Source organism: Pseudomonas sp. H1_D05, from assembly GCF_054682705.1.
Genome location: NZ_CP162825.1, coordinates 5,533,373 through 5,548,025, shown reverse-complemented (window position 1 = coordinate 5,548,025; position 14,653 = coordinate 5,533,373). Strand labels below are relative to the sequence as shown.

Genomic DNA, 14,653 nt, shown 5'->3' with positions numbered 1-14,653 from the left:
CCCATTGCAAGGAGCAACACCCATGAATCTGACTTTGTCGCGCGCGCTGATGGCGCTGACGCTGGCCGCCAGCGCCTTGTTGGCCGGTTGTGCCTCCGGCCCGCAAACCCTGTACCAGTGGGAAGGTTACGAGCCCCAGGTCTACGAATACTTCAAAGGCGAAGAGCCGAAAGAAGCCCAGGCCGAAGCGCTGGAACGTGACTTGCAGAAAATCCGCTCCACCGGCAAGGCTGTACCGCCGGGTTACCACGCGCACCTTGGCCTGCTCTATCTGAGCATGGGCAAGGACGACCAGATGGTGCAGCAGTTCAAAACCGAGAAAACCCTGTTCCCCGAGTCTGGGACGTACATGGATTTCCTGCTCAAAAACGCCAAGACCGGAGACGCGAAATGATCGCGCGCACCTTGAAACTGCTGGTCGCCGGTCTGGCCCTGACCGTGCTGGGTGGCTGCGTTGCGCCCAAGACCGTGGATTACTCGGCCTACAAACAGGCGCGGCCGAAAACCATTCTGGTGCTGCCTCCGCTGAACACTTCGCCGGATGTGAAGGCGTCCTACAGCCTGTTGTCGCAGGTGACCTTCCCACTGGCCGAAGCCGGTTACTACGTGCTGCCGATTGCGCTGGTTGATGAGACGTTCCGCCAGAACGGTCTGAGCACCCCGGACGACATCCACCAGGCACCGCCAGGCAAACTGAAGGAAATCTTCGGTGCGGACGCTGCGCTGTACATCACCGTGACCGAATACGGTACGCGCTACATGGTGATCAGCAGCGAAACAGCAGTGACCGCGACGGCGAAACTGGTCGACCTGAAAAGTGGCACGACGCTGTGGACCGGTTCGGCCCGGGCGTCGAGTGAAGAGGGCGGCAATAGCAATGCCGGCGGTATCGTCGGCATGCTGATCTCGGCGGCAGTGAAGCAGATCATCAACAGCTCCACCGATGCCGGCTACCCGATTGCCGGTGTGGCGAGCAATCGTCTGCTCTCGGCCGGACACCGGGCAGGCCTGCTATACGGCCCGCGCTCGCCGAAGTACGGCACTGACTGAGCCCGGTAAGATCTTTCCCACGCGCTGCGTGGGAAAGATCAAATGTACGCGTGAGCCTGCTCACCGCCCCCTCCCGGCACATATGTCCTGCTTGCAACGAGCAGACAAGTAGCGCGACGCCGCCTCGATGGCTGATCGGCACTCAACGTGCAATCAAGACCCTGCATCTCGAAGCCGAAGGCTATATCCTGCGTGGCACTCAGTTGCTCGACGTTAAAGGAGTGCCCAAATGACCGAAAAGAAACCGGAAACCACGGTCGACCGCGTCTACCAAGGGGTTTACGAGGCGATCAGCAAGCGTTCGTTGCGCCCGGGGATGAAACTGGGTGAGGCCTCGCTGGCCGAATTATTCAAGGTCAGCCGCACGTCGGTGCGCGCGGCATTGAAGCAATTGGAGGCCGATGGACTGGTCACCACCGAGCCGAATAAAGGGGCATCGGTGTCGCTGCCGAGCAATGAAGAGCTCCGCTCGCTGTTTGAAACCCGCCGGCTGATCGAGATCGGCATCGTTACCGAACTGTGCCGGCGCAAGGACAGCGCGGCGATGCAGGATTTGCGCGAACACCTGCTGCTGGAAGATGAAGCCCACGCGGCGGGCGATCACGAACGGCTGATCCATCTGCTCGGTGAGTTCCACATCAAACTGGCGTGCAGCCTGAATAACCCGGTGCTGCTCGACTGGTTCCAGAAACTGATCTCCCGCGCTTCGCTGTACGCTGCAGCGCTGGACGACGACAGCCATGAAGTCTGCCGCGACAACGAACACCTGCGCCTGATCGAATACATCGAGGCCGGCAATCAGAGCGCGGCCATCGAGCTGACCTGCACGCATCTGAACGGCATCGAGAAGGCCATTCTCGACGCCGCCGCCAAAATGAAAACCGGCTACCACCCGCTCAAGCACCTGATCGGGGTTTAGGTTCCGGGCGCGGATGAAATCGGCTATATATCATATGAAACCAATGCGACTGGAGGCGCTCGAAACAGACGGGCGTCGCGTTGTTATGGCGTCGCGATTTATCGGGCAATCACCACAGGACACTGAGTCAGTCGATGCAGTTTTTATCCGATAGCCATGGTTGTGACGGCTGGAAAGGCGAAATGGCCGGGCGCATCAGTGCGTTCGACTGGAGCCATACTGAACTCGGTCCGCTGAACAGCTGGCCGGCCAGCCTGTGCAGCGCGGTGCAACTGATGCTGGCGTCGCCGCTGCCGATGGTCATGCTCTGGGGCTATGCCGGGTACATGATCTACAACGATGCCTATTCGAAATTTGCCGGTGGTCGGCACCCGTATCTACTCGGTGCGCCGGTGGAGCTGGGCTGGCCGGAAGTCGCCGATTTCAACCGGCATGTGGTCGATACCTGCCTGGCCGGCGGCACCTTGTCGTTTCGCAATAAAGAGTTGGTGCTGTTGCGCGATGGCGTCCCCGAAGACGTCTGGATGGACCTGTATTACAGCCCGGTGGCCAATGATGACGGCAAGCCGGCCGGGGTGATGGCGATGGTGGTGGAAACCACCGAGTTCATGCACTCCGAACGCCGGCGTCAGGAAGCCGAAAGCGCTTACCGCGCCGACAACGAGCGGGTGCGTCTGGCGTTGAATGCCGGGGCCTTGCTCGGCTCGTTTGTCTGGGACGTGAAAAACAACACGTTGTCGGCAGACGAGCGATTCGCTCGCACGTTCTCCTATCCGCCGGAGCATGACCTGAGCAATCTGGCCCAGGACATCGCCGAGTCGCGCATCCATCCCGATGACCACGCCTGGGTACAAGAGCGCGTCGCCCATTCCGTGCAGACCGGTGAGCCGTATAACGCCGAGTATCGCGTGCGGCGCAGTGACGGCAGTTATTCCTGGGTGTTGGCCAGTGGCGCCTGTGAGTTCGACGAACACGGTGCGCCGTTGCGCTTTCCCGGCGTGCTGATCGACATTCATGAACGCAAGATCGCCGAAGAATCCCTGCTCAAATTTACCCGCAACCTCGAACAGCGCGTGGGCGAAGAAGTCGAGGCGCGGCTGGCGGCTGAAGAGCAGTTGCGCCAGTCACAGAAGCTTGAAGCGATTGGTGGCCTGACCGGCGGCGTCGCCCACGATTTCAATAATCTGTTGCAAGTGATCGCCGGCAATCTGCATCTGCTCGCGCGCCATGAACCGAACAATGCCAACGTGCAGCGCCGCGTCAGCGCCTCGCTGGCAGCAGTCGAGCGCGGCGCCAAGCTGTCCTCGCAATTGCTTGCGTTCGCCCGGCGCCAGCCTCTGTCGCCGGCGGTGTGCAACCCGCAGCAGATTTTCGAAGGTGTCGGCGAATTACTGCAGCGTGCGCTGGGTGAGACTATTCAGATCGACGTGCAACTGCCGCAAAAGCCGTGGCACATCAACGTCGACCGCAACCAGTTGGAAAACGCCATTCTCAACCTGGCGATCAATGCTCGCGATGCGATGAAGGGCGAGGGCACCATTGCGCTCAGCGCTGCCAACGTGCGACTCGAACGCGAGTTCTGTGCCGGTAAAGGCATCGTTCCCGGTGAGTTTGTCCGCGTCGCGGTCAGTGACTCCGGCGCCGGCATCCCGCCAGATATTCTCGAGCAAGTGTTTGAGCCGTTCTTCACCACCAAGGCTGACGGTCAGGGCACCGGGCTGGGCTTGAGCATGGTGTTTGGCTTCGTCAAACAGAGCGGCGGGCATGTCGAGATCACCAGCACCCTCGGCGAGGGCACGCGGGTGCAGTTGTACTTCCCGCGCAGTCTGCGGCCGATCCTTGATGAGGCGCCCGGTCTGCAAAGGCAGCAGAGCGGCGGCCACGAAACAATTCTGGTGGTCGAGGACAATGACGCCGTGCGCGCTTCGGCGGTCGAATTGTTGCGCGAGGAGGGTTATCGCGTGCTGACCGCCGGTCATGGCGATGCGGCCATGCAAATGCTCCTCGAAGGTGTCGAGGTGGACCTGATCTTCACTGACGTGGTCATGCCGGGGCTGATCAAAAGCTCCGACCTGTTCGCTTGGGCCAAGGTGCAGACACCGCCGGTGGCGGTGCTGTTCACCTCCGGGCACACCCGCGACATCATTTCACGCAATCACCAGTTAAGCCCTGACACGCACTTGCTTGGCAAACCGTACAGCCCGGAGGCCATGTTGCAGATGATTCGGGTGGTGCTCGGTAGCTGAGCGTAGAACATTCCTTCACAAAGGCAGGTCGATGACTTCCAAACGCACCTCCAAAGCGCCCACCGGCATGGTCCGGGTACGTGGCGCCCGTGAACACAACCTGAAGAACGTTGATGTCGACATTCCCCGCGATGCGCTGGTGGTGTTCACCGGGGTGTCCGGGTCTGGCAAGTCGTCACTGGCGTTCTCGACCTTGTATGCCGAAGCCCAGCGCCGTTACTTTGAGTCGGTGGCGCCGTACGCGCGACGGCTGATCGATCAGGTCGGCGTGCCGGATGTCGACTCCATCGAAGGCCTGCCGCCGGCCGTGGCCCTGCAACAGCAACGCGGCACGCCGAGTACGCGCTCATCAGTGGGCAGCGTGACCACGCTGTCGAGCCTGATCCGCATGCTCTATTCGCGCGCCGGCAGTTATCCGCCGGGGCAACCGATGTTGTATGCCGAGGACTTCTCGCCGAACACCCCGCAAGGCGCGTGCCCCGAATGCCATGGCCTCGGCCGGGTGTACGAGGTCACCGAAGCGCTGATGGTGCCGGACCCGAACCTGACCATCCGCCAGCGCGCGGTGGCGTCCTGGCCGCTGGCGTGGCAGGGGCAGAACCTGCGCGACATCCTCGTGACCATGGGCATCGACGTCGACATCCCGTGGAAAAAACTGCCGAAAAAGCAGCGCGACTGGATTCTCTTCACCGAAGAAACCCCGACCGTGCCGGTGTACGCCGGGCTGACCCCGGAAGAAACCCGCGTCGCCCTCAAACGCAAGATGGAGCCTAGTTACCAGGGCACCTTCACCGGCGCCCGGCGCTACATTCTCCACACGTTTACTCACTCGCAAAGTGCGCTGATGAAAAAGCGCGTTTCGCAGTTCATGCTCGGCAGCCCTTGCCCGTTATGCGATGGCAAACGCCTGAAACGTGAAGCGTTGTCGGTGACATTTGCCGGGTATGACATCGGTGAGCTGTCGCAGATGCCATTGCTGCAAGTGGCCGAGGTGCTGCGGCCGGTGGCGGCGGCCAGCTACCTCGAACACGCTGAAGAAACCGGCGAGACCTTAAGTCACGCGCAAACCCGCGAGGCCCGCCAGCAGCGCGTGGCCCACGGTGCCAGCGGCCACGGCAGCGCGCCAGACGTGCGCCACACGCCAAACCTGTCGCTGGAGAAGCGCCTGGCGGCGCAGCGCATTGCCGAGGATCTGCTGGAGCGGGTCAGCACCCTGACCGATCTGGGCCTCGGTTATCTGGCGCTGGAGCGCAGCACCCCGACGCTGTCGTCCGGTGAGTTGCAGCGCTTGCGCTTGGCGACGCAACTGGGTTCGCAATTGTTCGGGGTGATCTACGTGCTCGACGAACCCTCCGCCGGTTTGCACCCGGCCGATGGCGAGGCGTTGTTCGAGGCGTTGCAGCGCTTGAAGGCAGACGGCAACACGCTGTTTGTGGTCGAGCACGACGTAGAAACCATGCGCCGCGCCGACTGGCTGATCGACGTCGGCCCGGCGGCGGGCGAGCAGGGTGGGCAGGTGCTGTACAGCGGCCCGCCGGCTGGTCTGGCCGAGATCGAGCAATCGCAGACGCGGGCTTATCTGTTTGCCGAGTCGCAGCGCCAGGCACGCACCGCGCGCAAACCGACGGCGTGGCTGAAACTTGATGGCATCACCCGCAACAACCTGAATAACCTCAGCGCCGAATTTCCACTGGGTTGCTTCACCTCGGTGACTGGCGTGTCCGGCTCGGGCAAGTCGAGTCTGGTCAGTCAGGCCCTGCTGGAACTGGTCGGCGCGCAGTTGGGGCGGCCAACGGTGGACAGCGAGCCGGAAGAGCTCAGCCTCGAGGACGACGCGCCGCAGATCAGCAGCGGCCAGGTGACGTCGGGGCTGGAGTCGATCAAGCGACTGGTGCAGGTCGACCAGAAACCCATCGGCCGCACGCCACGCTCCAATCTGGCCACTTATACAGGGCTGTTCGACAACGTGCGCAAGCTCTATGCCGCGACCGACGCGGCACGGGCCGCCGGGTACGACGCCGGGCAGTTTTCCTTCAACGTCGCCAAGGGCCGTTGCGCCACCTGCGAGGGTGAAGGCTTTGTCAGTGTCGAGTTGTTATTCATGCCCAGTGTTTATGCGCCGTGCCCGACTTGCCATGGCGCGCGCTACAACCCGCAGACCCTGGCGATTCTCTGGGAGGGTTTGAGCATTGCGCAGGTGCTGCAATTGACCGTCGAGGAAGCGGTGACGGTGTTTGCCGAGCAAGCGGGGATTCGCCGGTCACTGGAAGTGCTGCGCGATATTGGCCTGGGTTACCTGCGCCTGGGTCAACCGGCCACGGAGTTGTCCGGTGGCGAAGCGCAGCGGATCAAACTGGCCACCGAGTTGCAGCGCAATCAGCGCGGCGCGACCTTGTATGTGTTGGACGAGCCGACCACCGGGCTGCATCCGCGTGATGTCGATCGGCTGCTGGAACAGCTGGATACGCTGGTGACGGCGGGGCACACGGTGATTGTCGTTGAGCACGAAATGCGCGTGGTCGCGCAGAGTGACTGGGTGATCGACATCGGGCCGGGCGCGGGGGATCAGGGCGGTCGAATCGTGGTGGCGGGCACACCGCAGAAGGTTGCGGCGAGCAAGAAGAGCAAAACCGCGCCGTTTCTCGCTCGGGCCTTGAGCCGGTAATTGCGGCGTTCCGACTGGCACCATCAAGCGGGCGGCGAAGTTTTGAACGTTGGCGCGGGCCAGGCTTCGAATCTTTGACACCCGACGGATGTGTGTCGGGGGTGTTTTGACCGACGAGGTGGCCATGAACGAGCAAACCAGGCAACAGAGTCAATCTGGCGAACCGATTAACCGCAATGATCCAGCGATTGACCCGCAGGTGCCGGGGCAGCCGGCGCCGACGCAGCAGCAGGGCGAGGATGGTCAGGCGCAGAGCGCAGACCCGGCAGTGGACCAGAAGAACAAGCACACGGACAACGACAACGAGTTCAGTCCGGGCTTCGAACCGCAACCGGATCGGGCGAAGCCGGGGGAGGAGACGGATGCCGATATTGATACCGATGGCGGTTGATTTCGGCGGATATGACAAGGCCGCATCTATCTGGATGCGGCCTTTTTTTTGCTTTGGGTTTGTGGTGTTGCTGACATCGATCCCCCTCACCCCAGCCCTCTCCCCCAAGGGGGCGAGGGGAAAGGGAGCTGATCTCGGTGCCTTTCAAAAGCCAGGTTCAACTCTGGATTTCAGGTCGGTGTGACTCGAACATTCAACACGATCGGCTCCGTCTCGCTCTCCGGAAAGACGAGGGGGAAAGGGAGCCGATCGGGGTCTATTCAGAACCTGAGTTCGACGCAAGACTTTCAGGTCGGCGTAACTCGAACATCCACCTCGATCGGCTCCCTCTCCCTCCGGGAGAGGGCTGGGGTGAGGGTAAAGCTTTTACTTACTAGGATGTTTGGCCTGCAGCTCTTTCGCCGCAGCCAGATGTTTCTCCAGCGCCGGCAACATTTTCTGTGCAAATGCCTTCAGTTCAGGGGCGCCTTTGACCTTGTCATCCGTCACGGTATTGGCTTGTTTCTTGAACAGCTCGATGGTCTCTTCATGAGCCTTCACCTGATTATTGGCGTAAGCGGCGTCGAAGGACTCATCGCGCATATCGAGGATCTTTTCCTTGGCCTGTTTGACCAGCGTCGTTTCGTCCGGCACTTCGATGTCATTGGCCTTGGCAATAGTCGCCAGCTCATCGTTGGCCTTGCCGTGATCGGTGATCATCATGTTGGCGAACGCTTTGATGTCAGCCGATTGGCTTTTTTCCAAAGCGAGGCGGCTGGTTTCGATTTCGGCAATACCACCGGCCGCGGCGTTATCGACGAAGTCATTGTCAGTCGCAGCGAAAGCGCTGCCCATGCCGCTGCTCAACGCGACAGCCAGAACCAGATGACGCAGGTTGAATCCGTCCATTGGTGTATCTCCACGCAGTTTTTGTTGGTGTTAACCAATGGAGGGAACACGACGAGCAAAGGTTTGATCGCATTTGCGACAGGGCGACGAACGGACACCGCTGGTCTGACAGGTGGTCGACAGAACCGTGCAACCGAGGCCATTCTGATAACTGGCCAGCGCAATCGGTCGCGTTGGCCAGCCGATCAACTGACGGAGGTGTTCCATGCCGGTTCCCCATGACCTGTTTCAGGACTTGAAGCTTACAAAGGAAGAGATCCAGCAAAAACGCACCGCGGATCCACATCTGGACGCACTGATCAACAAGTATTCCCAGGCGGACGCCGACGTAGTCAAGGCCGAGACTGCCACCTCGGATGCTCCCAGCGACGACACGCTGAAAAAACTCAAAGAGAAGCGCTTGCAGGTCAAAGACAAGATCGTCGAGCAATTACAGGCGCGATCCTGAAGCCCGGTTGACCCGCCGACCTGCGGTTGCGGATCGACGGGAACGACAGCCACGACCGGCACCTCGAATGTACAGAGTCTTCCATCCGACTCATTGCGAGGTGCCTTATGAACGATCCCAAATTCCCCAGTGAAGAGCAGGGCGCATTCGACCCGGTTCCCACGCATCCCGAACCGAACAGCCCGGCGCATACCACGGCCAATCCCGAAGAGCCGGATGAGGATCTGCCCGAAGACGAAGATCCGGACAAGTTCGACAAGTCCAGCAACTGACAGACCGTCTTCGTCGGAACGCCGCCCGGAGCACGCTCGCTCCCACAGTGGATTGCGTTGAGCCCAAATGCTGTGGTCAGCAAATAACCCTGTGGGAGCGAGCCTGCTCCGGGCGACGTTCCGACGATGGCGTCAGCGCATTCACCACAAAGTTGCCAGATTCACTTCAGGGCCACATCCAACGGCATCCGCGCCATATGCGTCGCCTTCAACGAGCCGAAATACAACCACGGCCCATACTCGCGCACCGTGGTAATCGGCGAATAGTTGCCACTGCTGGCGTCCTGCAAATTGGCAATTACCTTGCCCTCCAGATCCAGCCCCAGGACAAACCCGCGCTTCTCCACCGGTTTCGGCAACAGCGTCAACGCCCGCACGATCATCTTGCGCACGAGCGGATGCCCGGCGGTATCGTCGAGCAGAGCATTGCGCGGCGCATACAACGCCACCCAAAACCGATTGCTGCCATTGAACGCCAGGTTGTCCGGCAGCCCCGGCAGGTTATCGATAAACAGGTCGTGAGTGCCGGCTTTCGGCCCGGTCAGCCAATAGCGGCTGATGCGATAGGCACCGGTTTCGTTGACCAGCACATAGGCGTCATCCGGGCCGAGGGTCACGCCGTTGGCGAACTCCAGCTTGTCCAGCAGGACACTGGTTTTGCCGCTCTGGAAGTCATAGCGCAGCAGGCGTCCATCGCCGCCGTGCTCGATGATTGCTTCGCCGTCATGGCCATAACCCCAGCGGCTGGAAGCATCGCTGAAATAGGCGTAATGCCCGGACTTGTCGATGGCGACGTCATCAGTAAAACCGAAGGTCAGACCATTGGCCGCCGTGGTCAAAGGCACCAGCTGACCCTGCGCATCAAGGGACAGCAAACCCTTGATCGCATCGGCAATCACCAGCATGCCGTTCGGGTGCCGGGCCAGGCCCAGCGGGCGGCCACCGGTGTCGGCGAGTACTTTGCGTTGCTGGCCGTCGAGGCTGGTGCGGATCAGTCGGCCGTCGTGCAGCCCGGTGATCAGGAAGTCACTTTCCAGCAGCAAGGCTTCCGGCCCTTCGATGTCGCTCGGCCCGACCTGCGCTGCGCCTTTAAGTTTCTGGTTCTCGGCGTAGAGACCTTCTGTCAGCGATGGCGCTGGCGGCGGCGTCCAGGCCACGGGTTCGACCCTGGTGGGCATCAACAATAAAAAGCCGATAACGATGAGGACCAGCAACAACAGCAGATGTCTCAGCTTCACGCGCTGGCCCTCGCTGAGGCCATGTCGCGCAGCGCCAGCATCGATGCGGCGGATTCGCGCTCGATGCGCCGTTTGAGCAGCAAGCGATTGGCGATGCGCATGCCCAGTCCGTCGAAGCGATAATCCAGCGTGCGCACAAAACGCGTGCCGCTGCCCTCGGGGCTGCATTCATAGGTCAGCAGCAGCGACAAACCATGATCGCCCTGCGCCCGCGCGCACCAGCGCCGGCCGGGCAGGTATTCGGTGACTTCCCAGCGCAAATGGCCCGCGCGCCCGCCGGCATGAATGTCCTCTTCGAAGCGCGCGCCGGCATGCAACGGGCCTTGCGCACCATCGATTTTCAGCGACGAGGGGTGCCACTCCGGCCAGCGACTGACACTGGCGGCATAGGCCAGCACGGCGATGGGTTCACCAGCGATATCGATCGGGTGTTGCAGGTGGGTCATGGGCATTTTCGAATCGCTCAAAGGGGTGATTTCCGGCTCCCGGTAAAGGGTGCCGAACAGGTAGTCCATCAACGGCAAAACGATGTTGAAATTGCGATCCTGCATGCGCTCGCGGCGGTGATGCAGCTCGTGCAAGTGGCGCATCTGGCGGATCCACGGCAGGCGGGTCAGCGGGTTGTGCGGCGGCAGGTGTTCGCAGGCGTGGAATATCTCGTAAGTCAGATAACCGAGGACCATGCAGCCGCCAAACAACCCGGCCACGTTGGCGTCTACCTGTGCGAGCAGCCACCACAACGGTAGGGTGATCAGCAGTGTGTGCAGCACGATCAGCCACGCGGGGAACAGAATCACTCGCCAGTCGCGGGCGCTGTCGTAGGTCATGTGGCCGGGGGTGAAGAAACTGTGATGATCGCCGGCATGCCGGGCGTAGAACATTTTCGCGAAGGTCTTTTTGTGGTGGCCGAGATGACGATGGACCATGTACACGGCGAAATTGAAGAACAGCAGGGTCAACGGCACCGTCAGCCATTCCAGCAGGCTGACCTGCTGCACGCTGCTCCAGAAACCACCAATGGCCAACACACCGAACAGCAGCACGAAGGCGCCGTGCAACCAAGGGTTGTACAGCGGATGAATGGCCGCACGATAGCGGCTGCGAAATGCCTCGGTGGTCTGCCTCACTGCATCACCTGCGGGATTGTTGTTATACCCGGCAGATTAGCCGATCCGGCCGTATGTGCAGGCCGGACCTCAATGGCACATGCGCCATGATCGGCTGTGAAGCCGCCGCTTCAGCTCAGCGGGTTCCAGCGTTGCGACCAGTCATCATCGGTGCGGATCACTTCGCGCAGCAGATGGAAGGCTTGCTGCAGCGTCGCCGAATCGCGATCGCGTGAGTACACGAGGTAAGTCGGATAGCCGAATTCCGGGGCTTTGGTCACCGCTTCCAGGGCACCGCTTTCCAGATACGTGCGGACCACGCGGGTGCGGAAGTAGCCGCTGCCGCCGTGTTCGAGAATGTACTGCAGGGCCAGCGGGCCGAGGTTGAAACTCAGCGCGGCTTTGGCTTTTTCCGGCAGGGCCGCGTCATGCTGGCGGCGGAAGTCCGGGCCCCAGTCGATGTAGACGTAGGGATCGGGACGATCGGGGGCTCGCACCAGGATCAGTTTTTCTTCCAGCACTTGCTCGACCTGCAAGCCTGGCCAGTATTCCGGCTGGTAGACCAGTGCGGCGTCGAGCACACCGAGTTCGAGTTGGCGCAGGAGGTTTTCGCCGTCGCGGATTTCCATGCGCAGGGCATGCCCCGGAATCTTCTCGCGCAGTTCCGCCGCCCAACTGAGCATCAACGGGTTGCACAGACTGACTTCGCCACCGATGTGCAGCACGTTGTGATAGCCCTCGGGCAGCGGCAGGTCGCGGCGCGCGGCTTCCCAGGTTTGCACCAGTTGATTGGCGTAAACCACAAAAGCCTCGCCATTGGGCGTCAGTTTCGCCCCGGCGCGGTTACGCACGAACAGCGTGCTGCCCAGCTGACTTTCGAGTTTCTGCACGCGAGCGGTGATCGCCGTTTGCGTGACGAACAGCTTCTGCGCCGCCGCGGCGAGGCTGCCGTGGCGGACGATTTCCAGAAAGGTGCGAGCGAGATCGATGTCCATGGGCGGGCCGGTGTTTGAGGTGGCGGGCATTGTAAAGGCAAAAGCCCCTCATCGGATCGCCGCCCGCCTAACCCTCTCCCGGAGGGAGAGGGGACTGACCGAGGTGTCTGGCGTCATACATCGACCTGAAAGATCGCGTCGATTATGGATTCAGAGCAAGACCCTCAGGTCGGTGAAGATCGCTAATATCCCCGGCTCGGTTCCCTCTCCCTTGGGAGAGGGCTAGGGTGAGGGGAAAGCAGTCACCGCGAAATCAACTGGCCAACTCAACCGAACGCACCCGCGCCCACTCTTCAATCAACCGCGCCGGCGTGCCACACACCTTGCGCTTGAAGACAAAATTTCGGCACTTCTCGGCAAACTGATTACGGTTGTAGAGCATGTCTTCCTGCATCTCCTGCAGCTCGGTTTCGCGGCATTGCTGGATCAATACCTGATCAACCCGCACCTTGCGCTCGCGTACCGCCGCGTAAGTCGGATCGCTCACCACGCTGTTGGCCCGTTGCAGCAACCACAGGGCAAACTCGTCCGGGCAGCGCGGGCCGATTTCCTGAACCATGCCCAGTTGCCACGCCTGTACCGCGCTTACCGGCAGGCAAGCCTGGGTCAATTGCTCGGCCATTGCCGGGCCGACGGCGCGGGGCAGGCTGTAGGTCCAGTATTCGGAGCCGTACAAGCCCATGCTCTTGTAATGCGGATTGAGCACGATATCGGCGCGGGCAAAGACAATGTCGGCCGCCAGCGCAAGCATCACACCACCGGCGCCCGCGTTGCCGGTGACGCCACTGACCACCAGTTGCCGGGCCGTCAGCAGTTCTGCGCAGACATCGTCGATTGCCTGAATATTCGCCCAGGCTTCGGCGCCAGGATCCTGCGCGGCCTGAATCACGTTCAAATGCACGCCGTTGGAAAAACTGCCGCGCCCACCCTTGATCAACAACACCTGGGTATCACGGGATTTGGCCCAGCGCAGTGCGGCGACCATGCGCTGGCACTGCTCGGTGCTCATGGCGCCGTTGTAGAACTCGAAGGTCAGCTCACCGACGATGCCGGATTCCCGGTAGCGGATCGGTTGATAGGCTTCGTTACTGAACGGCTGCGTGGCGATCGACCAGTCCAGCACAGGCACCTCGGCCAGTTGCCCGGCCAGCACGTGCCGCGCCGGTTGCTTGAAGGTCTCTTCGCCAGGTTGCGGTTTGCGCCGTAGCGCGCCGATCCACAGGCTTTGATCACCGGCGGCGACCAGCACCGCATCGTCATGCACCGCAAGAATCTCGCCGGGCATGCCGCTACGCGAATCCAGGTGCGCGTCGTACACGTAATACTGACCGCCGGCGAGGCTCGCCAACACGCCGGGCTGGCCGTCGGCAGCATCGATGCAGCGTTTGATGAAGCGTGCGCAATCGTGCCAGCTGAAGCTGCGGTCGACCTGTTTCATGTTCGGCTGCAAGCGTCCGCGTACTTTCGTATCGGCATAGTCGAGGGCAACCGGTTCAAACCCTTCGATGAATTTCTCCACCACTTCGCGAATACAACGAATCGCCGCATCACTGACCCGGCCGTTGTACAGTTCGGATTTGCGCAGGCCCGCCGGCAGGTTGAACTCGCAGGTGGCCCACACCGGGCCGGCGTCCATTTCCTCAACTGCCTGCAACGCAGTGACGCCCCAGCTCGGCAGCTCGTTGGTAATCGCCCAGTCGAGGGCACTGGCGCCCCGATCGCCGACGATACCCGGATGGATGATCACCACCGGCCGTTCGGTGTTGCTCCACAGCGCCTGCGGCACGCGGTCCTTGAGGAACGGGCAGATCACCAGATCCGCGCCGCTGTGTTCGATCTGTTCGCACACGGCCTGTTCATCGGTAAACAGCACAACGCTGGGTGAGTGCCCGGCCTCGCGCAGTTCCAGCCAGGCGCGTTGAGTCAGGCCGTTGAACGCTGACGACAGCAGAATGATGTTGAGTGATCGCATGATTGCTCTTCCTTGAGTGGATTAGGCCGTGGGCTCTCGCTGAGCCGTCCCTGGCCTTCGATTGAGCCGCGAGATTAATCAGTGACCACCCACGCGCCAGTGATCGAGGTCAACGTTCTGTCAGCCAATGTTTCTGCGGCGACCAAGCGCCTTATGTTCAGTGGTTTGAATGTGGTGATTTTTTATTGCTTAAAGTGTCGCCGAGGCTGCTGCACAGTCGCGCCTGGCTTAGAGCCAGACGGGCAGCAGTGGTGGCTGGCTGTGAGTGATCAATGCGGCAGCTGCTGGCAGGATTTTTGTGTTTACGTCCTACGGAAAATGCAGGGTTTTGCGGCAAGCAGGGGATATTTCCGACGACCTTTTCAGGTTGGTCGTCGGAAGCGCGATCTATAGCATCGGTCCTGACATTGAAGTCGCTGAGCGGCTTGAACGCTCAGGCTCCCAGATCAAGGATCAATTATGC

13 protein-coding genes are annotated in these 14,653 nt (G+C 61.2%); 8 read left to right on the top strand and 5 right to left on the bottom strand.

The genetic code is table 11. The features are described from left to right. The first annotated feature begins 22 nt into the window (after nucleotides 1–22). From AB4O11_RS24965 to AB4O11_RS24940, 6 genes are all read left to right on the top strand, one after another. The gene (locus AB4O11_RS24965; protein ID WP_093430820.1) at nucleotides 23–394 is read left to right on the top strand and encodes a DUF4810 domain-containing protein; all 372 of its coding nucleotides are present in this window, start codon (nucleotides 23–25) and stop codon (nucleotides 392–394) included. Then, the gene (locus AB4O11_RS24960; protein ID WP_093430822.1) at nucleotides 391–1,050 is read left to right on the top strand and encodes a DUF799 domain-containing protein; all 660 of its coding nucleotides are present in this window, start codon (nucleotides 391–393) and stop codon (nucleotides 1,048–1,050) included. Before AB4O11_RS24965 ends, AB4O11_RS24960 begins: the two co-directional genes overlap by 4 nt. A 229-nt stretch (nucleotides 1,051–1,279) precedes the next feature. After that, nucleotides 1,280–1,969 carry a GntR family transcriptional regulator gene (locus AB4O11_RS24955; RefSeq protein WP_093430824.1) on the top strand — a complete coding sequence of 230 codons (690 nt, stop codon included), beginning with the start codon at nucleotides 1,280–1,282 and terminating at the stop codon, nucleotides 1,967–1,969. 134 nt (nucleotides 1,970–2,103) lie between these two features. Further along, nucleotides 2,104–4,215 (top strand): ATP-binding protein, encoded by a 2,112-nt coding sequence (locus AB4O11_RS24950; protein WP_460129061.1) that lies wholly within the window; start codon nucleotides 2,104–2,106, stop codon nucleotides 4,213–4,215. Nucleotides 4,216–4,246: 31 nt separating this feature from the next. Continuing rightward, nucleotides 4,247–6,880: an excinuclease ABC subunit UvrA gene (locus AB4O11_RS24945; RefSeq protein ID WP_116254863.1), complete on the top strand. Its 2,634-nt coding sequence runs from the start codon at nucleotides 4,247–4,249 to the stop codon at nucleotides 6,878–6,880. A 124-nt stretch (nucleotides 6,881–7,004) separates the two neighbouring features. Further along, a complete protein-coding gene (locus tag AB4O11_RS24940) occupies nucleotides 7,005–7,271 on the top strand; it encodes a hypothetical protein (protein ID WP_093430830.1) in 267 nt (88 codons plus the stop codon). Between the two features lie 366 nt (nucleotides 7,272–7,637). Here the strand turns inward: AB4O11_RS24940 and AB4O11_RS24935 are convergent, their stop codons facing one another. Then, nucleotides 7,638–8,159: a DUF4142 domain-containing protein gene (locus AB4O11_RS24935; RefSeq protein ID WP_186624531.1), complete on the bottom strand. Its 522-nt coding sequence runs from the start codon at nucleotides 8,157–8,159 to the stop codon at nucleotides 7,638–7,640. Nucleotides 8,160–8,364: 205 nt separating this feature from the next. Between AB4O11_RS24935 and AB4O11_RS24930 the strand changes: the two genes are divergently transcribed. Next, nucleotides 8,365–8,607 carry a YdcH family protein gene (locus AB4O11_RS24930; RefSeq protein ID WP_099756464.1) on the top strand — a complete coding sequence of 81 codons (243 nt, stop codon included), beginning with the start codon at nucleotides 8,365–8,367 and terminating at the stop codon, nucleotides 8,605–8,607. A gap of 107 nt (nucleotides 8,608–8,714) precedes the next feature. Then, the gene (locus AB4O11_RS24925; RefSeq protein ID WP_007912545.1) at nucleotides 8,715–8,879 is read left to right on the top strand and encodes a hypothetical protein; all 165 of its coding nucleotides are present in this window, start codon (nucleotides 8,715–8,717) and stop codon (nucleotides 8,877–8,879) included. A gap of 161 nt (nucleotides 8,880–9,040) precedes the next feature. Here the strand turns inward: AB4O11_RS24925 and AB4O11_RS24920 are convergent, their stop codons facing one another. The 4 genes from AB4O11_RS24920 to AB4O11_RS24905 form a co-directional block, all read right to left on the bottom strand. Continuing rightward, complete coding sequence (locus AB4O11_RS24920; protein WP_460129059.1) at nucleotides 9,041–10,117, bottom strand: SMP-30/gluconolactonase/LRE family protein; 1,077 nt, start codon at nucleotides 10,115–10,117, stop codon at nucleotides 9,041–9,043. After that, nucleotides 10,114–11,244, bottom strand: a complete 1,131-nt coding sequence (locus tag AB4O11_RS24915) for a sterol desaturase/SRPBCC family protein (protein WP_460129057.1) — start codon at nucleotides 11,242–11,244, stop codon at nucleotides 10,114–10,116. Before AB4O11_RS24915 ends, AB4O11_RS24920 begins: the two co-directional genes overlap by 4 nt. Before the next feature lie 110 nt (nucleotides 11,245–11,354). Next, the gene (locus tag AB4O11_RS24910; protein ID WP_007912548.1) at nucleotides 11,355–12,218 is read right to left on the bottom strand and encodes a LysR family transcriptional regulator; all 864 of its coding nucleotides are present in this window, start codon (nucleotides 12,216–12,218) and stop codon (nucleotides 11,355–11,357) included. A 253-nt stretch (nucleotides 12,219–12,471) separates the two neighbouring features. Next, nucleotides 12,472–14,190: a hydrogenase maturation protein gene (locus AB4O11_RS24905; RefSeq protein ID WP_460129055.1), complete on the bottom strand. Its 1,719-nt coding sequence runs from the start codon at nucleotides 14,188–14,190 to the stop codon at nucleotides 12,472–12,474. Nucleotides 14,191–14,653 lie beyond the last annotated feature (463 nt).